Origin of the sequence: Dokdonia sp. PRO95 (genome assembly GCF_000355805.1) — a bacterium.
GTDB lineage: Bacteria > Bacteroidota > Bacteroidia > Flavobacteriales > Flavobacteriaceae > Dokdonia.
In genome coordinates this window covers 1,472,779-1,495,387 of sequence record NZ_CM001837.1, presented here as the reverse complement: position 1 = coordinate 1,495,387, position 22,609 = coordinate 1,472,779, and the positions used below count along the sequence as shown (strand labels likewise).

Annotated in this window: 21 protein-coding genes and 1 tRNA gene; 16 read left to right on the top strand and 6 right to left on the bottom strand. The window is 38.2% G+C overall.

What is annotated here, in order from left to right:
* Window positions 1-9 precede the first annotated feature (9 nt).
* From D017_RS06650 to D017_RS06640, 3 genes are all read left to right on the top strand, one after another.
* Complete coding sequence (locus D017_RS06650; protein ID WP_035335492.1) at window positions 10-903, top strand: GyrI-like domain-containing protein; 894 nt, start codon at window positions 10-12, stop codon at window positions 901-903.
* A gap of 7 nt (window positions 904-910) precedes the next feature.
* Window positions 911-1,480, top strand: coding sequence for a pentapeptide repeat-containing protein (locus D017_RS06645; RefSeq protein ID WP_035335491.1), 570 nt, complete (start codon window positions 911-913; stop codon window positions 1,478-1,480).
* A 170-nt stretch (window positions 1,481-1,650) separates the two neighbouring features.
* Window positions 1,651-2,256 carry a DUF4230 domain-containing protein gene (locus D017_RS06640; RefSeq protein ID WP_035335490.1) on the top strand — a complete coding sequence of 202 codons (606 nt, stop codon included), beginning with the start codon at window positions 1,651-1,653 and terminating at the stop codon, window positions 2,254-2,256.
* A 13-nt stretch (window positions 2,257-2,269) separates the two neighbouring features.
* On the opposite strand, the gene D017_RS06635 is transcribed toward D017_RS06640, so the two are convergent.
* The 3 genes from D017_RS06635 to D017_RS06625 all read right to left on the bottom strand — a co-directional run bounded on the left by D017_RS06635 (window position 2,270) and on the right by D017_RS06625 (window position 6,402).
* Window positions 2,270-4,564 (bottom strand): glycoside hydrolase family 65 protein, encoded by a 2,295-nt coding sequence (locus D017_RS06635; RefSeq protein ID WP_035335489.1) that lies wholly within the window; start codon window positions 4,562-4,564, stop codon window positions 2,270-2,272.
* Between the two features lie 62 nt (window positions 4,565-4,626).
* A complete protein-coding gene (pgmB, locus tag D017_RS06630) occupies window positions 4,627-5,304 on the bottom strand; it encodes a beta-phosphoglucomutase (protein ID WP_051583825.1) in 678 nt (225 codons plus the stop codon).
* A 57-nt stretch (window positions 5,305-5,361) separates the two neighbouring features.
* A complete protein-coding gene (locus tag D017_RS06625) occupies window positions 5,362-6,402 on the bottom strand; it encodes a LacI family DNA-binding transcriptional regulator (RefSeq protein ID WP_035335487.1) in 1,041 nt (346 codons plus the stop codon).
* Window positions 6,403-6,592: 190 nt separating this feature from the next.
* Between D017_RS06625 and D017_RS06620 the strand changes: the two genes are divergently transcribed.
* Complete coding sequence (locus tag D017_RS06620) at window positions 6,593-7,939, top strand: sugar porter family MFS transporter (RefSeq protein ID WP_035335485.1); 1,347 nt, start codon at window positions 6,593-6,595, stop codon at window positions 7,937-7,939.
* Window positions 7,932-8,876, top strand: coding sequence for a carbohydrate kinase (locus tag D017_RS06615; protein ID WP_035335483.1), 945 nt, complete (start codon window positions 7,932-7,934; stop codon window positions 8,874-8,876). The genes D017_RS06620 and D017_RS06615 overlap by 8 nt, the downstream gene beginning before the upstream one ends.
* 145 nt (window positions 8,877-9,021) lie before the next feature.
* On the opposite strand, the gene D017_RS06610 is transcribed toward D017_RS06615, so the two are convergent.
* Together D017_RS06610 and D017_RS06605 are read right to left on the bottom strand one after the other, a co-directional pair.
* A tRNA-Leu gene (locus tag D017_RS06610) sits at window positions 9,022-9,103 on the bottom strand.
* Window positions 9,104-9,280: 177 nt separating this feature from the next.
* On the bottom strand, window positions 9,281-10,666 hold the full coding sequence (locus D017_RS06605) for a cell wall anchor protein (protein WP_225969337.1): 1,386 nt from the start codon (window positions 10,664-10,666) through the stop codon (window positions 9,281-9,283).
* Between the two features lie 290 nt (window positions 10,667-10,956).
* On the opposite strand from D017_RS06605, the gene D017_RS06600 reads away from it, so the two are divergent.
* The 7 genes from D017_RS06600 to D017_RS06570 all read left to right on the top strand — a co-directional run bounded on the left by D017_RS06600 (window position 10,957) and on the right by D017_RS06570 (window position 19,541).
* The gene (locus D017_RS06600) at window positions 10,957-12,345 is read left to right on the top strand and encodes a dipeptidase (RefSeq protein WP_035335480.1); all 1,389 of its coding nucleotides are present in this window, start codon (window positions 10,957-10,959) and stop codon (window positions 12,343-12,345) included.
* Between the two features lie 103 nt (window positions 12,346-12,448).
* Complete coding sequence (locus tag D017_RS06595) at window positions 12,449-13,129, top strand: hypothetical protein (RefSeq protein ID WP_035335478.1); 681 nt, start codon at window positions 12,449-12,451, stop codon at window positions 13,127-13,129.
* Window positions 13,130-13,392: 263 nt separating this feature from the next.
* Window positions 13,393-13,764 (top strand): BlaI/MecI/CopY family transcriptional regulator, encoded by a 372-nt coding sequence (locus D017_RS06590; protein ID WP_035335476.1) that lies wholly within the window; start codon window positions 13,393-13,395, stop codon window positions 13,762-13,764.
* On the top strand, window positions 13,761-16,379 hold the full coding sequence (locus D017_RS06585) for a M56 family metallopeptidase (protein WP_035335475.1): 2,619 nt from the start codon (window positions 13,761-13,763) through the stop codon (window positions 16,377-16,379). The genes D017_RS06590 and D017_RS06585 overlap by 4 nt, the downstream gene beginning before the upstream one ends.
* An 85-nt stretch (window positions 16,380-16,464) precedes the next feature.
* A complete protein-coding gene (locus D017_RS06580; protein ID WP_035335473.1) occupies window positions 16,465-17,736 on the top strand; it encodes a mechanosensitive ion channel domain-containing protein in 1,272 nt (423 codons plus the stop codon).
* Window positions 17,737-17,950: 214 nt separating this feature from the next.
* The gene (locus D017_RS06575; protein WP_035335472.1) at window positions 17,951-19,054 is read left to right on the top strand and encodes a DUF4407 domain-containing protein; all 1,104 of its coding nucleotides are present in this window, start codon (window positions 17,951-17,953) and stop codon (window positions 19,052-19,054) included.
* A 52-nt stretch (window positions 19,055-19,106) separates the two neighbouring features.
* Entirely contained in the window at window positions 19,107-19,541 is a 435-nt protein-coding gene (locus D017_RS06570; RefSeq protein WP_035335470.1) for a nuclear transport factor 2 family protein, read from the top strand.
* Here D017_RS06570 and dinB read toward each other — a convergent pair.
* Complete coding sequence (dinB, locus tag D017_RS06565; RefSeq protein ID WP_035335468.1) at window positions 19,538-20,650, bottom strand: DNA polymerase IV; 1,113 nt, start codon at window positions 20,648-20,650, stop codon at window positions 19,538-19,540. The genes D017_RS06570 and dinB overlap by 4 nt on opposite strands.
* 57 nt (window positions 20,651-20,707) lie before the next feature.
* Between dinB and D017_RS06560 the strand changes: the two genes are divergently transcribed.
* From D017_RS06560 to D017_RS06545, 4 genes are read left to right on the top strand one after another with little or no spacing between them, the layout of a single operon-like run.
* A complete protein-coding gene (locus D017_RS06560; protein ID WP_035335467.1) occupies window positions 20,708-21,376 on the top strand; it encodes an NAD(P)H-binding protein in 669 nt (222 codons plus the stop codon).
* Complete coding sequence (locus tag D017_RS06555; protein ID WP_051583824.1) at window positions 21,360-21,728, top strand: VOC family protein; 369 nt, start codon at window positions 21,360-21,362, stop codon at window positions 21,726-21,728. Before D017_RS06560 ends, D017_RS06555 begins: the two co-directional genes overlap by 17 nt.
* 5 nt (window positions 21,729-21,733) lie before the next feature.
* Window positions 21,734-22,111 carry a VOC family protein gene (locus D017_RS06550; protein WP_035335466.1) on the top strand — a complete coding sequence of 126 codons (378 nt, stop codon included), beginning with the start codon at window positions 21,734-21,736 and terminating at the stop codon, window positions 22,109-22,111.
* A gap of 23 nt (window positions 22,112-22,134) precedes the next feature.
* The gene (locus D017_RS06545; RefSeq protein WP_035335465.1) at window positions 22,135-22,602 is read left to right on the top strand and encodes a CYTH domain-containing protein; all 468 of its coding nucleotides are present in this window, start codon (window positions 22,135-22,137) and stop codon (window positions 22,600-22,602) included.
* Window positions 22,603-22,609 lie beyond the last annotated feature (7 nt).

Sequence of the window (22,609 nt, the reverse complement as noted above, 5' to 3'; positions counted from 1 at the left end):
TTTGAAATAATGAAAAAAGTAATCGCTGTTTTATTAATCGTCTTGATTGCAGCTGCAGGCTGGTATTTCTTTTTGAAACCGGGAGACTTTACTGCAATAATTAAAGCCAAAGGGAACCTAGGAACTATCGAGCAGTTTACGAAGAATTGGAATGACAATATTGTAACAACTGCTTCCGTTTTAGAAAAGAATAATCGTACTCAGATTGATCAAAAATATATGATACAAGATTCAGTACACCTTTACAACTGGAATATAAAAAGAATAAATGATACTGTTTCTGAAATAAAAGTACATGTAACAGACAGTGCTTATAGCTTACAGAATAGACTTCAAGGACTATGGCAACAAACTAGCTTTGAAAAAAGCGCTAGACAGACCATCCTAAATTATAACGAAACATTACAACAGCACCTTAAGGACATTACTATTACTATAGATGGTATTACCACATTACCTGCAAAGCACTATGCATATACCCAATATGAGGGACTACAAGCTTACAAAGTGACAGGTATGATGAAAGACATCACCTATCTACAAAACACAATGGCCGTATCAAATACAACATTAGATGGACCTCCATTTGTCAAAATAACCTATTGGAATCGTGAAACCGATAGCATTAAATATCAGTTTGGTTTTCCAATAATACCCACTGACTCACTTCCTCAAGTAGCAGATATACAATATGGAAATACTAAGGATCAAAAAGTTCTTAAAGCTACCTACAATGGAAACTATCTTACATCAGATCGCGCTTGGTACGCCTTACTTAATTACGCAAAAACTAACAATATAAAAATAGATCCTAGGCCCACAGAAGTTTTCTATAATAATCCTAATATGGGTGGAGACGCAAGTAATTGGAAAGCAGAAATCTTCATGCCGATAATAAATTAGTACCAATATGTCTGATTTTTATGATGATGAAGAATTTGTTTCCATAGACTTCACCTTACAATACTTTAAAAAAGGTGAGTATGATAATTGCACATTTACAGACTGTAATTTTGAAAATCTTCATGTCTCAAATACAAGCTTTCTTGAATGTACATTCATAGATTGCAATCTTACTAATGTAAAATTTGGTGGTGCAACGCTTAACCAAGTCACTTTTGAATCGTGTAAATTACTAGGCGCAGACTTCAGCGTTTGCGAGCCATTTATGTTAGATATACGCTTTCGCGAAAGCATACTACAGCTAGCAAATTTCACTCAATTACCTTTAAAAGGAACATCTTTTAATTCTTGCCAAGTTACAGAGGTAGATTTTACTAGTGCAGATTTATCACAGGCCACATTTACTGGATCAACATTGAGTAAAACCATCTTTGATAATACAAATCTTACTAAGGCAGATTTTATGGGAGCAATCGATTTTACTATTGACACTACGAATAACAATATGAAAGGGGCCATATTTTCTAAAGACCACTTAGAAGGACTCGTAATACACTTACAACTCAATCTTAAGTGAGATTTGTAATACAGAAAATAGGGTAAATGCCCCTACTAAAAAGCTATCCCTCAAACTATATTTACACCAATAATCAATGAGGGATTAAATTGGGGGATTTATAAACTCATTCAGGCCACACGCAAGTGTGGCCTTTTATTTTACGTACTTTAGTCAAAGAAATATCTATTATGCGTAAAATACTTTTTGGGGCAGCTCTTGCACTTGTGATTGTTTTTGGTGTACGTTATTGTGAACACACAAAAGATGAAAGTGAGCAACTTAGAGCAAACAGCGCGCTCATTGAGAAACAAATAAAAAACGTGGGAAAACTCATCGTTACAGAAGGTAACTATGCCCAAGTTTTTACCTATGAAGATTCAAAAAAATTTTATGTAGATGTACTTTCTGCTACAAAAAAGGCACTAGTAGTCGTAAATGCCGAAGCAACTATCGCTTACGATCTTTCTAAGGTTGCTACAGAAATTGATGAACTCACAAAGACAGTGCGCATTACCTATATCCCAGAACCTGAGTTGAAGATTAATCCTAATATAGAATATTATGATGTGCAACAAGACTACCTCAACCAGTTTAATGCTCAAGATTATAATATCATAAAATCACGCGTGCAAAAAGGGCTTGAAAAGGAAGTTAAAAACTCCACTCTTTACTCAAATGCACAAAACAGACTTATCTCAGAACTTTCTAAAATTTACTTTCTTACTAACTCACTAGGGTGGACACTTGAATATAATGGGAATGCAGTTACAGATAGTACACCTATAAAATTATAGGCTTACCAGCTCTTTAAGCTGGTAATACCTCTCTCTTTTCTCCGTTTACAAGAATACTTAGACCTTCTCCACTCACCAGTGTAAAGTTGGTTGCATTATTAGCCACTTCTACTTTTAAAATCTGGCCTCTAAAGTTTACTTTAAAACTGTAACCCTTCCAAGCATTAGGTATTTTAGTATCAAAAGATAAGGTGTCATTCTTTACACGCATCCCTCCAAAGCCTTCTACCACACTCTGCCAGGTACCCGCCATACTCGTGATATGTAAACCTTCTTCTACTTCTTTATTATAATCATCTAGATCAAGCCTTGATGTACGTAGATAGAACTCATATGCCTGATCCATTCTCCCTAGCTTAGCTGCTTGTATAGCATGTACACATGGTGACAGCGAACTTTCATGTACCGTAAATGGCTCATAAAAGTCAAAATGCTTTTCTAGTTGCTCCTTAGTAAAGTGGTCTTCAAAAAAGTAGAACCCTTGTAACGTATCTGCTTGCTTTATGTATGGTGAGCGCAGTATGCGGTCCCAAGACCATTTTTGATTAATAGGTCGGTTTGATTTTGGTAAATCTGCTACGGTGATTAATTCCTTATCTAAGAAACCATCTTGCTGTAGGTACACTCCATTTTCTTCTGAGTATGGAAAGTACATCTGCTCTGCAGTAGATCTCCAAGAAAGCATCTCGTCATAAGAGAGATGCGTTTTTCCAGAAATACGTGACCAATCTTCTTTGGCAGTATCTCTTAGCAACTCTGCTTGTTCAAAAGCATAGTCTAGACACCACTTTGCGATGTAGTTTGTAAACCAGTTATTATTTACATTATTCTCGTACTCATTAGGACCTGTAACCCCTAGAATCACATAAGCATTCTTAGCCTTAGAAAATGTCGCCCTCTGTCTCCAGAATCTCGCTACACCTATAATAACTTCTAGCCCCATTTCTGGAATGTAGCTCGTATCTCCTGTATAACGCTCGTAGTTATATATAGCATAAACCATAGAGCCGTTACGGTGTATCTCTTCAAAGGTGATTTCCCACTCATTGTGACATTCCTCACCGTTCATAGTAACCATAGGGTATAGTGCCGCTCCATTTGTAAAACCTAGTTTTTGAGCATTTTCTATAGCCTTATCAAGCTGGTTATACCTATAAGTGAGTAACTGTCGTGCAACACTTTGATCTTTGGTAGCCATATAAAATGGAATACAGTAAGCCTCGGTATCCCAGTAGGTAGAGCCTCCGTATTTTTCACCAGTAAACCCTTTTGGACCTATATTGAGACGGCTATCTTGCCCCGTGTAGGTTTGATTAAGATGAAAGATATTAAAACGTATACCCTGCTGTGCTTTTGTGTCACCCTCAATTGTGATGTCAGACATCTCCCAGGTTTTTGCCCAGGCTTCTTTTTGAGAAGCTAGCAAAGCATCATATCCTAAGCCTGTTGCTTTATTTAGTACATCTGTTGCTACTGCTACGAGACCATCTTTATCGTGATTAAGGCTACTTACATAACCTCCTATTTTTTGTATGGCAAAGGTTTCTCCTTTGGCAACATCTGTCTCATACTCGTGACCTACATAGGTTGCAGTTTTTTGAGAACGCTTTCGCGAAAGCGTAATCTCATCACCATCTATAAAAAGCTTGTTTTGCATCATCGTACATACGTGAAACTCCGTCTTCATAGTATGTGCGGTGATGAAAGCCATATCATCATTTTCTGAAACTTCTAGCGTGTTCCAAAACTTGTCGTCCCAGTTTGAATCTTCATTAGTTATACCGCTATCTAAATACGGTTCGTAACTTATTGTTGCGTCTACATTGATAGGTGTGACTTCGTATTTAATGGCACCTACCTCATCCATCTCCATACTTAAAAAACGTGTTGCTTTTACTGCAATCTCAACGTCATTTTGTAGGGTGGCTTTAAAACTTCTGCACAATACACCAGCTTTCATATCAAGCTCACGACGAAAATCTTTTACCTCTTTACAGGTATGTAAATCTAGACTCTCTCCGTTTACTGTGACTTTTATGCCTATCCAGCTAGGTGCATTGAGCACTTTTGCAAAGTACTCTGGATACCCATTTTTCCACCAGCCTACGCGGGTTTTATCTGGGTAATACACACCTCCTATATAACTTCCTTGAAAGGTCGCGCCACTATAATCTTCTTCAAAATTTGCGCGTTGCCCCATTGCACCATTACCTAGCGCCATAAGACTCTCTGATGATTTTACGTTATTTGGGTTCCATCCATCTTCTATAATGGACCAATCATTTGGAGTGATATAATCTATATGCATATTATGGTAGTCTTACGTATGAGCTTACCTCATACTTGATGATAGTTGTAGTTAGATTAAATTTATGCTTCTATAAGTTCTAGAAGGAAAGCATTACTCATCTCTGTAAAGTCTTTAAAAACGTAGTTTGCCTCGTGTAGCACGTCTTGCTCTCCTATACCTATGCTTATCATACCTGCGCTGTTTGCAGCTTGTATACCCGCAATAGAGTCTTCAAAAACGATACAATCTGTACGTTCAATTTTTAAAGCTTCTCCTCCTTTTAAGAATACTTCTGGATCTGGCTTTGCTGCTGTCACATCATTACCATCTACAATCGCCTGAAATTTATCTAATAAATCAAGCTTAGTTAAGATAGGTCGTGCATTTTTACTTGCGCTACCTAGTGCAATACCTTGATTTTTTTCTTCTAGAAAATCGAGAACTCTGACTACCTCTGGTAAAATCTCGCTGTCATCCATCCCTTTGATGTACTTAAGATACTCTTCATTTTTCTGGATGAGCCACCTGTCCTTTTGTTCTTGAGTTGCATCATATGAAGCTAGGTCTAGTAGTATCTCTAGCGATCGCACACGACTTACCCCTTTAAAAAGTTCGTTTTGCTCTTCTGTGAAGTCAAAATTCATCTCTTTGGCAAGGTTACGCCAGGCGAGATAGTGAAATTTTGCAGTGTCTACTATAACTCCGTCTAGGTCAAAAAGGAATGCTTTCTTTTTCAATTTTAATATGTTTTCGGTCATAAGAGTTATTTAGTTATAACGCGATGTGTTTGTATTCAATTTTTCGCGAAAGCGATACTATTTAATTCGCTTGGTACTTTCGCGTTCTACAAGACTCGTTTCTATGTAAGCCGTTGTGTACTCTTCAACCTCTTCTTCTGGTCGCTCTAGTTTATTGATAAGCAACTCTGCCGCCTTACGACCCATCTCTTCTCCGTGCTGGCTTACTGTAGTGAGGCTAGGCACAAAGTGTTGAGATAACTCACCATCTGAGAAGCTCACGATACTTACATCCTCAGGAATACTCTTGTCTGCCTCCATAACATATTTGGCAGCGGTCACAGCAAAAATCTCATTTATCGTAAACACGCCGTCTATGTCCTTCCCTTTTAAGAAATGTTTGATACGCGCTTTTGCTTTATCATTGAGCTCATCTATAGCATCTAATTTTAAAATAAGATTTGGATCTATTTTTATACCTGCAGATTCTAATGCCTCTATGTAGCCCTTTGTTCTTAGTTTACCTATGGTTATATAATCCTCGGTAGTGATGATGGCTATTTTCTTACAGCCAGTTTTAATTAAGTGATTCACACCTAATTTTGCACCCTCGCGATCATCTATAAGCACTTTATCACAAGGAATCTCATCTACTATACGGTCAAACATTACAACAGGCATTCCTTGATCAATAGCCTCTGTGAGGTGTCTAAAGTCGTCCTTTTGCATTGTTTCTTTTGATAAAGAAAGGATAAATCCATCTGTACTACCATTTGCAAGTAGCTCCATATTAAGGACCTCCTTGTCAAAGTCATTATTAGAAAGAGTGATAATCACATTATAATTATGCTCTCTCGCCATTTGCTCAACTCCACGTATTACCGTGGTAAAAAAGTGATGCACTATTTGCGGTATAATAATCCCGATGGTGCGTGTCTTCCTGTTTTTAAGACTTAACGCGATATTATTAGGCTTATAATTATACAGCTTTGCAAAGGCTTTAATCTTCTGACGTGTGTCTTCACTTATCTCTGCACTATCACGCAGTGCTTTTGAGACAGTAGAGATAGAAACATCAAGTTCTTTGGCAATTAATTTTAAGGTGAGTTTTCTTTTCATAATGGTATCGTAAAAATAGGCTTACTAAAAGCTATAGTACAATTTAAACAAATCCTTTTGGGTACGAAAACGATGTATTCTTAATAAGTTATTATATTTAAAGTTAAAATTCTGTCCATAACCAAGTTTTGACGTCCTTATAGAGAGCAATCTTGCGAAAATCAAATAAATAAACAATTGCAAATCACTTATGAAAGAAATTACAAAATGGAGTATTACCGTAGCCCTCGCTGGATTTTTATTTGGTTTTGATACTGTAGTTATAAGTGGTGCAAACTCACCCATAAAGGAATTGTGGAATTTATCGCCTTTTATGCACGGTACTTTTATAATGAGTATGGCATTATGGGGGACCGTGGCTGGATCTCTACTTGGTGGTTTTCCTACTAAAAAATTAGGACGTAAAAAGACACTCTTCTGGATAGGAATCCTCTTTTTTATTTCTGCCGTGGGCTGTGCGCTAGCACAAGATCCGTATTCATTTTCTGCCTTTAGATTTATAGGAGGCATTGGTGTGGGAGTCTCATCTGTGGCGGCACCTATTTATATATCTGAGATAAGCTCTGAGTCTAACCGTGGTAAACTGGGAGGTCTCTATCAGTTCTGGCTCGTCTTTGGTATCCTCATTGCATTTGTGTCAAACTGGCTGCTTAAAGGTGTAGATGGCACAAACGACTGGCGATGGATGCTAGGTGTAGAAGCTATACCTGCGCTTATATATACTCTTATGGTGATGAGAGTGCCTAACAGCCCTAGGTGGCTAGTACTACAGAAAAAAGATGATGCCGGCGCAATGCTTGTTTTACAAAAAATATATGAAGGAGTTGAGGCCGCACAGTCAAGACTAGAAGAAATAAAACTAGACTTACAGCAAACTAAATCCTCAGAAAATCTTTTCCAAAAGAAATATTCAAAAGTACTATGGCTAGGTTTCCTTATTGCTTTTTTCAATCAGTTATCTGGTATCAACTTTGTGCTCTATTATGCTCCACAAATATTAGAACAAGCAGGTCTTGGCGGGTCTGAGTCGCTCTTTAACGCTATTGCGATAGGTATTGTCAACCTCATCTTTACATTTATAGGCGTGCGATTACTAGACAAGCTAGGAAGAAAACAACTTATAATAATAGGGTCTGTAGGCTATATTGTGAGCCTTATTATGGTAGGTATTTGTTTCCAGATGCAATTAAACCCGGCACTCTTACTTACTTTCATATGTACCTTTGTTGCGTCACACGCTATAGGACAAGGTGCTGTTATATGGGTTTTTATCTCAGAAATTTTTCCAAATCGCGTGCGCGCTTATGGGCAATCTTGGGGTACGAGTACACACTGGGTTTTTGCAGCCGTCATAACGCTTGTAACTCCATTTTTTATAGATGATAAAGAAGGCATAATGAGAGACCATCTTTGGAATATTTATTATTTCTTTGCAGGAATGATGGTACTCCAACTATTATGGGCAATTATCGCTATGCCAAAGACCAAAGGACGTACCCTAGAAGAACTAGAAAAAGACCTTGTTACAGATGCCTAATACACCACTTAAAATAGCCAGTTACGGCGAGATATTATGGGATGTTTTCCCAGATGAGAAACGACTAGGCGGCGCGCCACTTAATGTTGCGCTACGTTTACACTCCTTTGGGGTAGATATATCTATGATCTCATCTTTAGGAAATGACGCTTTAGGTAAAGAGGCACTTGCTAAGATAAAAGAACTAGGATTAGACACTAAATTTATTCAACGCAATGACAAACCCACAGGGCAAGTAAACGTTACACTTGATAAAAAAGGTGTCGCCTCTTATGAAATAGGAGACAATGCTGCTTGGGACAATATTGCATGGACTGAAGCTAATGTCGCAGCTGTGACTGATGCAGACGCTCTGATTATAGGAAGTCTAGTTTTTCGCGAAAGCGTAAATTTTGACGCTATGCAACTGGACTTAGAAGAAGAAATTACGCCTCCAGTAAATCTAGAAGCAATAGAAGTACTGATAGAACGATCTAAATTTACGGTTTTTGACTTGAATCTTCGTGCCCCACATTACGACCTTGAAGTGGTAGTAGGACTCATGGAAGCTGCAGATATGATCAAGCTCAATGATGAAGAGCTAGAGCTAGTTGTCCTAGCTATGGGTATAGAGGCAGAGACACTCGAGGATGAACTTAAAATGCTTAGTGCAATGACTGAGACTCCTACCGTTTGTGTCACGCTAGGAGCAGAGGGAGCGATGTTATTACATAAAGGTGGCATACACACTCAAGTAGGTTTCAAAACTAAAGTGGCAGACACCGTAGGTGCTGGAGATAGTTTTCTAGCAACGCTAGTCTTTGGACTACTATCTGGAGAAACGGCAGATGATGCACTTGAAGTGGCTTGCGCTATGGGCAGCTTAGTGGCTGGTAAAGCTGGTGCAAACCCAGTGGTGCATAATAATGAGGTAAATGACTTACTTGATGATATATAGTAATTACGCTTTCGCGAAAATTTGAATTCAACATACTTAGTACGCATACATAACAACAAAGCCAACTTTTTAAGTTGGCTTTGTTGCTTCTACAAGCGAGAGTTTATTGCAAAAGAAAACCTCTCAATTTCTTGAGAGGTCTTTGTACGGGCGAGAAGACTCGAACTTCCACACCGTGAGGCACCAGATCCTAAGTCTGGCGTGTCTACCAATTCCACCACGCCCGCATTTCAATACATCGTCACGTAATAACTTCGTAACGGGGTGCAAATATAATACTTTTTTTCAATCTCAAAATAATATTTTAAAGAAATTAAAAAAAAATTCGCTTTTTATGAAGTAAACTAACAACACAAAAAGCTATCTTATTGATTATAAAACCAATGAAGCCTTTGCTAAAAAAATTACCTAATAGTCAAATTTTCCGAAAAGACGACAAGTGTATCTGTACCACTTCCCGTTAATCGTTGAGCATAAATTTCTATATAGTCACCACTCTCCATAGTAACAACAGTATTAATAGATACAGATTGTATTTGAGTGTCACTTTCAATGAGAACCAATGCATCTGAATCATCTACTACAGTACCATTTTTTGCAATTATAAAACTATAAAAGTTACTTGCAGCGCCAGAAACGCGAACGGATAATGATGCACTAACTTGAAAATTCCTGACTTTCTTGCCCTCATATATCAATCTATTATTTGCTGCATTTGAACTAAAACGAAATAATTCCGTATTATCAAATGCTCCATTTCCTACAATTGGAACCGCTGCAGCGCTTGTTATACTTTGAGTAAAGCCAGTAGTTATTGTCGAGGTACTATAAAAATTGGCTGTAGATTGATCATCAGTTTCTGTTGGAATACCTGAACAGTTAACGTTCCAATCTGTAGTAAAGCTAAAATCTGTATAACTTCCAGTGGTATATCCAGATACTAATGTCCCAGCACCTACAAAGCTTAGTCCATTTAAACTAGCTTCATTCACAATTATAGGATCTGCACTTACATCTATACCTACTTCACCAGCATCTGCCTCTATCCTACCACTAGCAATTTGAAAATTATTGAACGTTCCAGACACTGTTGCAAACGTTCCTGAATTCGAAGTAGTCCAAAAAACATTATTCATAAAAAAGGAGCCAATATCAGAAAACTTAAAACCATCATTCACACTCACGTATTGTGTAATACTGAAAAAAGCCGTTCCTAGGGAATGTAATGTTCCCATAGTACTAGCTCCAGTAAATATAGTACTATTAACAACTAATAAATCTGACCCTGTTCCTGTAATATCAAAAACAGGAGCCGACCCACCGGATATTGTGAGATTTCTCATTCTACCTGGCGATCCTTGAAAGAGCGCTACTCCAGAAGCATTAACTAATATATCTTGAGAAGAATTTACGCCTTCAATATAGGCACCATTCATATTTATAGGAGCATTAAAAACGATAGATCCGTTGATTTCATATAGAAAATTTGAACTCAATAAATAAGTAGATCCACCACCAGCAGCAAGCTCTTCTGCTAGATCAGAAATATCCTTAACTAGTTTATAATTATCTCTAGTATTATTAATGCTAACTTCCTCCCATCCTGCTCCAAAGTAATAAAAGGCATCTAGTGCAGTATCGTAAACTAGTAACCCCTGCGCAGGACTTGAAATGGCTAATCTTTGGGTTGTCGTCATTCTCGGGGTTAACAAACCTCCTACTTCAGATTGTATGTCAAGTACAGATGATGGATCCGGACTAGTGGTATTAATCCCAACTTGCGCTGTCATATTCAATGTTAAAAAACAAGTCACAAAAGACAGAAAAGTAATTATATATCTCATGATAAATTTTTTTTCAAAATTAAAATTTAACAATACAAATACCGTTCAAATTAACTATTTAATCGATGAAATACATAATATTTTAATATTTCAATTATAAATGCATTTTTTTATTGATTTGTTACTAGTAATATTTTAAACAAAATAGATGATATATCTAAAAATGTTATGATCTAAAATATTCCACGCTATCAAAGAACTACCCTAATTTGTACTTTTGAATAAATTACTATTTGATGAAAAATTCTAAGGAATATATAGCCCAACATAAAGATCGATTCTTAAACGAACTAATTGAATTATTAAAATTACCAAGTGTAAGCGCAGACCCAGCTTATGCAACATCTACTGTAAAAACAGCAGAAACTGTAGCACAAAGTCTGCGAGATGCTGGTTGCGATACCGTAGAAATTTGTGATACACCAGGCTACCCAATTGTGTATGCAGATAAGATTATAGATAAAAACTTACCTACAGTACTTGTGTATGGTCACTATGACGTACAACCACCAGATCCTATTGATCTATGGGACTCACCACCGTTTGAACCTGTAATAAAAAAAACAGACAAGCATCCAGAGGGTGCCATCTTTGCTCGTGGTGCTTGTGACGACAAGGGGCAAATGTATATGCACGTAAAAGCGCTTGAGTATATGGTTGCAAATGACAAGCTACCTTGCAACGTAAAGTTTATGATAGAGGGTGAAGAAGAAGTAGGAAGCGCAAACCTTGCTTGGTATGTAGAGCGTAACCAAGAAAAGTTAGAAAATGACGTCATCCTTATTTCAGACACGGGGATGATTGCAAATGATATTCCTTCTATTACAACAGGTCTACGTGGCTTGAGCTATGTAGAAGTTGAAGTTACAGGACCTAACCGCGACCTTCACTCTGGTCTTTATGGTGGTGCCGTTGCAAACCCTATTAATGTCTTATCAAAAATGATCGCTTCACTACACGATGATAATAATCACATCACTGTAAAAGGGTTTTATGACAAGGTAGAAGAACTCACACAGGCAGAGCGCGATAAAATGGGTGAAGCACCCTTCTCACTAGATGAGTATAAAAAAGCGCTAGACATAGACGCTGTTTACGGAGAAAAAGGTTACACTACAAACGAGCGCAACTCTATACGCCCTACCCTAGACGTAAACGGTATCTGGGGAGGATATACTGGAGAGGGAGCCAAAACAGTGATTGCAAGCAAGGCATATGCAAAAATCTCAATGCGACTAGTCCCACACCAAGAGTGGGAAGAAATCACAGAACTATTTAAAACGCATTTTGAGGGTATTGCTCCAGCAGGCGTAAAAGTTAAGGTAACACCACATCACGGAGGTCAAGGTTATGTTACTCCTATAGATAATGTGGCTTATCAAGCTGCCGAAAAGGCGTATGAGCAAACTTTTGGAAAAACACCTATCCCGCAACGTAGTGGAGGTAGTATTCCTATTGTGGCGCTTTTTGAGAAAGAGCTTAAAAGTAAAACAATCCTTATGGGCTTTGGTCTCGACAGTGATGCAATACACTCACCAAACGAACATTTTGGCGTATGGAATTACTTAAAAGGAATAGAAACCATCCCTTATTTCTACCAGTATTTTACAGAGATGCATAGGTAGACTCGTAATTACGCATTGCACACAACGCCCTGTAAAATTCTAAATACCAGGGCGTTTTATATTTACTGGCACAATATTTGATTTTAATTCCAAAACATTTTCTATGTATAAAGTGACACTCTCTATACTTTTTATGGTCTTCGCAGTGCAGCAAGTAACCCTCGCTCAGACACTACCTACCAATACAGAATTTTACAAAAAAAAAGAGCTCAATATTAAGCTTGAAGATTTTAATGGGTCAAAATATCTCGACAATGATTTTCAACTAGGAGTAATTAGTGACAACCTCAGCAAAAAAACATTCCAGGCTTACGTAAGATATGATGTCCTAAACGATGTATTCGAAATAAAAGAATCATTATCACAATCTGCTACAACATTTTTAAATAAGGCCTCTGCTACTTCGGTAAAGATTAATAATTCTGAGTTTACCTACGCTTCCTATCTAGCCGAAGACAGCTCTAGAAAACTAGGATATATAGAATCTTTAGGATCGATTTTAGAGGGTACTTTATATGCGAGATACGAAGCCGACTTAAGGCTTCCACAAAAGGCAAAAACTACTTTAGAAAAAAATAGAAAAGGAAAAATAAGTATAAAGGAGTATTATATGCTAAAAGATGAAAACTCCATAAAATTAATTAAAGTCAATAAAAAATCAATTTTTGATTTGTTTCCTAAATCACATAGTCAAAAGCTTAAAGTATTTTTAAAAGAAAATAAAAATAAGGTTCGCAACGCGAGTGAAATCAAAGCAATTATAGATTTCTCAAATAGTCTGTAATTCTAATAACGAAGAAAAATAAAGGGTAGTGTTTAATAACTTTAAGCACTACCCTTTTTTGAATCCAATATTTTTCAAAAAACGAAGCCAGACAATATACAGAAGCCTATCTCCTATTGATACGAAGTAGGGTAATTACGCTTTCGCGAAAGCGTAACAAGACACACTTACAGACACTTATCTTAAAATATTTTAACTCTACACTTGTAGAATTAAAATATTATTCTACATTTGTAGAGTACATTCTAACACTGTAGAACATTATGGCACTATCCACTTCTGAAGAACAGCTTATGCAAATGCTCTGGAAACAGGAAAAGGCTTTTATGAAAGATCTCATAGAAGCATATCCAGACCCAAAGCCAGCGACCACGACAATCGCAACACTACTTAAGCGTATGCAAGACAAGAAGTTTGTAGATTATAAACAGTACGGCCGTTCTAGGGAATACTTCCCTCTAGTAAAAAAGACAGACTACTTCTCAAAACACGTAAATGGGCTAATTAAAAATTTCTTTAATGATAGCGCTGGGCAGTTTGCTTCATTCTTTACCCGTGAGACAGATCTCTCACAGCAAGAACTAGAGGAGTTAAAACAAATCATAGATAACCAACTTAAAGCCAAAAAGAAATGATACTCATCTATCTCTTAAAAAGCGCTTTATGTTTAGGCATCCTATTTGGCTTTTATAAGCTAGCGCTAGAAGGAAAAGCGATGCACCACTTTAAAAGGTTTTACCTCTTGGCAAGTCTTGTGTTTTCATTTACCATACCGCTTATCACCTTTACATACCAAGCAGCAGAAGCACCACAGATTACTCCCATATTTCAAGAATATGTAGAGACAGTTTCTGCGCCAAACCAAGTGCCTCAGGTTACCGAAGTAGATTACACAAACACCGCTAACTGGGGAATATACCTTCTAGGAGTTTTCATTTTTGGAACACGTTTTATTGTAAATCTTGTGCGCTTAAAGCGAAAGATACATCAGGCAGAGCTTCACCCATCATCACACTTTACGCTTGCCCTATTAGAGCAAGTGATGGTTCCACACTCTTTTCTTAAGTGGATTTTTGTAAACAGACAATCATACACACAACAGGAAATAGCTCCAGAAGTACTTGCTCACGAGGCAACTCACGTACGCCAAAAGCACTCCCTAGATATTATTGCGATAGAGTTTATACAGGTCATTTTCTGGTTTAATCCGCTGGTGTGGCTCTTTAAAAGTTCTATAAAATTAAACCACGAATTTCTAGCAGATCAAGGTGCTATAGCAGATAAAAGTAATATTGCTATATATCAAAACATACTCTTAAGTTATGCAAGTAGTACTCATCACACTGCGCTCGAGAGTCCTTTTAATTATTCATTAACCAAAAAACGAATCGTTATGTTATCACAATCATTTAGTCGTAAAAAAGTAGTGCTGCGCGCATTACTACTCATTCCTATCATAGGTTTGTGTGTTCTCTTTTTTAATCAAGCTATTGTTGCTCAATCGGGACCAAATGCTGTATCTGGTATTATGTCATACGAGAATAGTGCAACAAACACTCTAGAGCTAGAACTAGACACCGAAGGTAATTTCTATTACAAACTAAAACCTATCTCTTTAAAAGGCATCGAGAACCTTATTAAGGAAACGGTTTACGACTACTTAACTATTCAAGGTAGACCAGGAATATCTAGCAAGTTAGGGAGAGAAAAGCAACTACTCGTAGCAGAGCTATGGAACTTTAGTAGAGTTACTTTTTGCACCTCAAATTTAGTTGATGACCAAAATGCAATTTTTGATCCTGAGGCAAATGCACTTGTAAAAGCAAATTTTGTAAAATCAAAAAAACCAAACTATGAAGACCTTGTTAAGTGGCAAAACACTTCGTTGTTTGCCATATTTTTAGACAACGAGGAAATTTCAAATAAAACAATTTTAGATTATCATCCAGATGATCTCCCTTACTACGCTATTGGCGATCGCACAAATGGTAGATACAGAGTAGATGTATGGACTAGTCCGTACTGGCAAAGTCAAAAACACCTAACTACCAAGGCACCTCAAACCTCAACCTACGCCACACAGTTTATAGAAGGAGCAACACGTAATGGTAAAAACGCACTAGTTATAGAGGTGCGAAATGATAGTATCTATATAAATGGACAATACAGTCCGCTTGACAGCTTTCGCGAAAGCGTAGATAACATCACCGCACAGTGGACAAAAGAGGAGTTTGCAGCGCCTGTGAGGTCTATGATTTTTAAGGGCAACTCAAAAGAGTTTATAAATAAAGCCGAAGCTGTTTTTAGACAAACGCAATTGTATAAGGCAAATAACAGTTTACGCCTTATTCCGCCAGCGCCTCCTGCTCCACCAGCACCTAGCGGAGAGCTTCCTCCACCGCCACCACCGCCATCTCCAGAAGAACATTTACTTAAAATGCACAAACTGGGTAGCCTCTTTATCCATAATGGAAAGGAAGTAACCTATGAAGAAGCTGTGCGTCTTGCAAAAGGTGGTGTAACAGAAATTAAAACACCGTATCCTTACAGCAACCCGCCCAAAACTTTCATAGGAAGCAAGGATAATAATGTGCCACAAAAACCAGCAATTAAAAAAGGTGATACTCTAACAATCACTGTAACTGAAACTGGTCAAAAGGCACTAGCTGTGATGAATAATAACAAGAATGGAGTTATTATAGATAAGCTTCCTGAAAATGCAGGAGTTGATGGACGCCAATTAGAAATTTACAATCGCCTCACATCAAAATATAAAAACAAAACTATTGAACAAATTCCTGCTGCTGATTTAAAAACAATTCAAATTATTTATGATGATATGAATGATGAACAGAAGGATAAAAATCAGCCTAATCCAATAAACCCAAAAAGCAAACATTTTGAAGTTAAAGCAAGTTATGATGAAGATGGTTCTTTATCAAAAGACGTTGAACAGCACGCCCTAAAAGGCGGTACTTTTGAATTTGAAGGAAAAGAAATCTCAAAAGAAGAAGCGATACTTAAATCTAAGGAACCTAATATTAGCACGCAGACTTCTACCTTACATAATAAAATGATTATCCATAAGGATCTACTTCAACAAAAAGTACTTTATTACTATAATGACAAGTTACTCTCAGACGACGAGATGATTGAATTATTTGAAAACCCTTTGTATACTATGCAGCTCATTTCAAAAGGTTCTAACAAAGAGAAACCATCTTTCAAATTTGTAAAAATCAAAGAATAATTACAAGCTACACTTCACACAGCTTATTTCTTAAAACAAAGCCAATAGCAAAGCCATTAATACAGATATATGTAGCTTTGCGGCAATGGATTATAAAAAGGAAATAAGCTGTTTTTTCTTTGATCATTTTATTGATTGGGGACTATCAGAAACCTTCTCTAAGTATCTCAATGCCTTTATACTAGGTATTATTGTGCTAGTGTTGGTTTTTCTGGCAGATATGCTCGTGCGTAAAGTACTGCGCAACCTCGCTGCATATATTTCAAAAAGTTCAAAAACAAATTTTGATGATCTCCTCATCAAAAACCGAGTACCTAGAAGACTAGCACACATACTCCCGTTATACTTACTTATAGGAGCGCTTCCATTTGTACTAGACGATTTTCTTGAAATTGAGCACGTCTTTAGTGTCATACTCAATCTTATAGGAGTCATTCTTGCGCTACGTATTATAAGAGCACTTTTACACACCCTTAGAGATTACTTTAAAACAGTACCAGGTTTACGTGATAAACCTATAGATAGCTACATACAGGTCTTTATGATTTTTGCGTGGGTGTTTACTATATTCTATGCCATTAGTCTTCTCACACCAGTATCTCTAGGGCAAGCCTTGGGAACTTTTGGTGCCGCTTCAGCCATTATATTACTCATTTTTAAAGACACTATTCTTGGGTTTGTAGCAAGCATTCAAGTTGCTATTAATGATATGGTGCGCATAGGCGACTGGATCACTTTTGAAAAGTATGGAGCAGATGGTGATGTGGTAGAGATTAACCTCGCAACGGTAAAGGTTCAAAACTTTGATATGACCATCACCACCATACCTACCTACGCCCTTATCTCAGATTCTTTTAAGAACTGGCGTGGTATGACAGACAGTCCTGGTCGTCGTATAAAACGTTCCTTATACATAAAACAAGACAGCATAAAGTTTCTTACAGACGAGGATATACAACGCTTTAAGAAGATAGGACTCATCACAGATTACCTCACAAATATGGAGGAAAAACTGGCTCGCATTAACGAGCGAGATGATTCTGATAAGTCTATCCAGATTAATGGTAGCAACCTGACTAACGTAGGTCTTTTTAGAAAATATATGGAGACCTATATTCAAAACCACAGCGCCATACACAAAGAAATGCTTCTTATGTGTCGCCAGCTGGCTCCTACTGCGCAAGGTATCCCACTAGAGGTGTATTGCTTTAGTAAAGACAAAAAATGGGAAAACTACGAGTACATAATGGCAGATCTTTTTGACCATTTTTTGGCCGCCGTACCTTACTTTGACCTTGAACTCTTTGAGTACCCTAGTAGCCCTAATCGTGATAATTTTATAGACGTTTCTCAATAGGTTTTTTACGCTTTCGCGAAAGCGTAACACACACAACTGCAACAATCTCATATTTTATGAGTCTCTTAAAGCAAGAGACTCACCTACGCCTGTACCTTGTTGTGTAATACATACGAAAAAGCAGAAAACCGTCGTTGTAGTACTCCACACCCTCATCAATCAGACGGTTGCATAACAACCACCCACTCAAAAAACTAACTAAACGAACCGTATTATGATTCAATCCTTTTTTATTCTCTGCTCTGGTGCAGATCGTGACGTTTTAGACACCTGCTCTCGCGGAGAAAAGAATAAATATGCTGGCATAGGAGCTACCGTATTTTTTACAGCCGTATTAGCCACCATCGCAGCAACCTATGCGCTTTTTACCGTTTTTGATAATGTGTATAGAGCCATACTTTTTGGTTTATTGTGGGGACTAGTTATTTTTAATCTAGACCGTTTTATTGTTTCTACGCTCAAAAAGCGAAACAACTGGTGGAAAGAATTTGGAATGGCAATTCCCCGCCTTATTCTTGCGGTAATTATTGCTGTGGTGATTTCAAAACCCTTAGAGCTTAAAATATTTGAGAAAGAGATAGACCGCGTGATGCTCAGTCAAAAAAATGAGTTTACCGTGCAAAATCAAGGCGAGATACTCGCACAATACACCCCAGAAATCAATAAACTGGATGCCCAAATAGCTGCCGCAAAACAAGAAGTCGTTACCAAAGAGACAGAAGTAAATAACTTATATGAAATCTACATAGATGAGGCAGAAGGTACTGCTGGCACTGAGCTACTAGGCAAAGGCCCAGTCTATCAAGAAAAGCGAGATAAACACGATGCCGCTCTTGCAGAACTCACTACTCTCAAAGCCACAAACGCAGAAAAAATAGCTCAAGCCGAAGCGCAAAAAATACAACTGCGCGATGAGTTCAACACTGCTGTAAGTACGAGTCAGCCCATTATAAATAACTTTGACGGATTAATGGCGCGCATAGATGCGATGAAAGAACTCCCGTGGCTACCCTCGCTGTTTATTTTCTTACTCTTTCTTGCCATAGAGACGGCACCTATATTTTCTAAGCTCATCTCGCCTATGGGTGAGTATGATATAAAACTTGCAGACCACGAGCTCACCATAAAAGAATGGAGTGCACAAAAAGCCTTACAACGCAAGATACTTACCGAGACAGATCATATAGTAAATGATCGGGTGTATACAGATATCGCTCAAGATGAAGAGCTATACAACTACAAGAAGAAGATGGCAAAAGAGATTTTAAAACGACAGCAAGATGCCTTCTACAGGCGGCAGACTAAAATTTTAGGATAGTCACATTTAGTCCTATGTGCTATAATGTATCTTTATAGGAAATAGGCCTATTATGAAAATCGTTATCACGCTCCTGCTTGCTAGTTTCTTATTAATAAACTGTGAGCAACAACCTACAGTTGCTCACGATAAGGCAGCCATTACCGCTGTCTTAAAAGCACAACAACAAGCCTGGTCACAGGGAGATCTAGAAGTTTTTATGCAAGGCTACTGGAAGAGTGATTCCTTAAAGTTTTATGGAAGTAAAGGCCTTACCTATGGGTGGGAAAACACACTAGCAAATTATAAAAAAGGATACCCTACGCTAGATCACACAGGTGAGTTGCAATTCGTAATAAATGATATGACACTCATAGAAGAAAACGCTTATTACGTGATGGGAGAATATCATCTCAAACGTAAAGTAGGAAATGCAGACGGTGTTTTTATCATCATCTTTAAGCGTATAAACGGCGCCTGGAAAATTGTAGCAGATATGTCTTGCTAGAAGGTAAAGCGCATCTGTACATCGATCTCTTCTTCTTTTACAGCTTTTGCTGCATCCTTCTTTTTACGGTCTTCGGTATTGAGGTTAGATAGTGAGATGCCTAAAAGACGCACGCTATTTTTCATTTTTTCTTGATACAGTAAATCCTTTGCGGTTTCTAGTATGATGTCTTTAGACCTCACGTATAAGTCTAGCGTTTTTGAGCGGGTCTGGAGTGTAAAGTCTGAGTATTTTATTTTGAGAGTAATAGTCTTACCTGCTACTTTGCTTTTTTCTAATCTTCTCTCCACTTCTTCGGCTATGTGTTCTAGCTTTTCAAGCATAAAAATCTCCGAAGTGATGTTTTCTCTAAAAGTGCGCTCCGCTGCAAGTGACTTGCGTATGCGGTTAGGCTTCACTTCGCTATGTTGTATGCCTCTCACAATATCATAATAGTAGGCTCCACTCTTTCCAAAGTTGTCACTCAGATATTCTTTTGATTTTAATTTGAGATCCATCCCTGTAAAAATGCCGTGTAGATACATTTTTTCGGCAGTCTTTTTTCCTATGCCGTAAAACTTTCTGATGTCTAGCTCCTCAAGAAAGGTGATTACCTCCTCTGGCGGTATGGTTTTCTGACCGTTGGGTTTATTAATGTCACTGGCAACTTTTGCAATAAACTTATTGATGCTTATTCCTGCACTGGCATTGAGTCCTGTTTTTTCTTTTATGCGTTGTCGTATCCAAGAGGCAATAACGGTTGCACTAGGCATTCCTACTTTGTTTTCGGTGACATCTAGGTAGGCTTCATCTAGTGATAAGGGTTCTACAAGATCTGTGAACTCGTGAAAAACGGAGCGTATCTGAGCAGAGACCTCTCGGTATCGCTCAAAGTTAGTCTTTACAAATATGAGGTCGGGACACAGTTTTCGCGCAAGCGCACCCGCCATAGCAGACCGCACGCCATACTTACGAGCCTCATAACTCGCTGCACTTACCACACCACGCTCACCTCCGCCACCTACAGCAATAGCTTTACCTCGTAAATCTGGGTTGTCCAGCTGCTCTACAGATGCATAAAATGCATCCATATCTACGTGAATTATCTTTTTTATAGGCAGCTCAGACATTGTATGCAAGTTACAAAGTACTCAGAAGGTTTTGTACTATAAATCGTAACTTTGAGTATGTCTAAAACAGCAATCATACTCGGCGCCACAGGTCTTACTGGCGGACTTTTAACAGAGTTACTCATAAAAGACCCAGCATTTTCTAAAGTGAAAATTTTTACAAGGCGGCCTACCTCTTTTACACACGAGAAAGTGGAAGAGATTATTTGTGATTTACTAGACACAAGCACCTTTAAGGAGCAATTTACAGGTGATGTTATTTTTTGCTGCATAGGCACAACGAAGGCCCAAACACCAGATAGAGATAAGTATCGCGCTATAGACTACGGCATTCCTGTTGAAACGGCACAACTAGCAAAGCAACAAGGGATAGCAAGTTATATGGTCATTTCTTCTGCGGGAACTTCGGCTAAGAGTCCGTTTTTCTATGTGCGTACAAAAGGTGAGATGGAGCGCGACTTGAGTAAGGTGGGAATTGAGAACACCTACATTCTTAAACCTGCTTTTATAAATGGTCGCCCAGATGACGCTCGCAAAGGCGAGAAAGCTCTCAAAATGATGATGGCCGTTATGGACTTCTTTATGGTGGGACCGCTCAAAAAATGGAAGTCTACACAAGCAAAAGATATTGCTGGAGCAATGGCACAGCTTGCAAAACAAACAGTAACCCACACAGACATCACAAATATTGAGATTAAAGAACTAAGCAGTGCCTACCACGTTTAACCACATCACCGTTCCCTCCCAAGACCTTAAAGCGGCGATTGCGTTTTATACAGGCATTGGTATGGAACTTATTGAGCACGAGCCTCAGCATCACGCACATTTTGAAAATAAAGAGCACGAAGTCATTTTTACAGCTTATTATAATCTCAAACTTCCAGAACAACCCGTAACCGTTTACTTTGAAACAGACGGTATTGAGGTGTTTGAATTACGCTTTCGCGAAAGCGTACTCATCCCCACCATATACAGAGACTGGGGTGGCAAGGACTTAACACTACAAGATCCCGATGGGAATAATGTGGTGCTTTACCAAAAGAACACACCTACGACCATAACTCCCTGGCAAAAATAAACGCTATGAACCTCAACCAAATCACCGTACCTTCACTAGACCTTGTAACTTCCATTGCTTTTTATGAGCAACTGGGATTGCGTCTTATTGTAAAAGCCTTGCCACATTATGCACGCTTTGAGTGCCCAGAGGGAGATGCTACGTTTTCTATACATCTTGTAGATGAGTTACCTGCAGGAGCTGGAGTTACGGTATATTTTGAAACAGAGCGTTTAGAGCAAGAAGTGGCACGATTACAAGGGGAGAATGTTACTTTTGACCTATTGCCCACAGACCAGTCGTGGTTGTGGCGAGAGGCAAGACTTAAGGATCCAGATGGAAATCAAATAATTCTTTACTATGCTGGTGATAATCGCAAAAATCCGCCGTGGCGCATTAACTAAAGGCTAGATATAACAGCAACATTATGTTAGAAATAGAACGAAAATTCCTAGTAACCTCAGCGGCTTTTAAAGAAGTTGCTCAAAAGGCAACTCGTATTACCCAAGGCTATCTAAGCACAGATCCTGAGCGAACTGTAAGAGTGCGAATTAAAGGCGAGAAAGGCTTTCTTACCATTAAAGGAAAATCAAACGATAGCGGTACTACGCGCGTAGAAGTAGAAGAAGAAATCGCAGTAGATAAGGCGCAAACGCTTCTATCACTATGCCTTCCCGGAGTCATAGATAAAACGCGTTACGAGTATACCGCAGGTAATCACACTTGGGAAATAGATGAATTTTATGGAGAAAACGAAGGACTAACCATCGCCGAAATAGAACTCAACGCTGAAGAAGAAGATTTTACAACACCAGAATGGATAGGCAGCGAAGTGACTGGAGATAACAAATATTACAACTCGCAGCTATCTGAGAATCCTTTTAAAAATTGGTAAAAGTTGT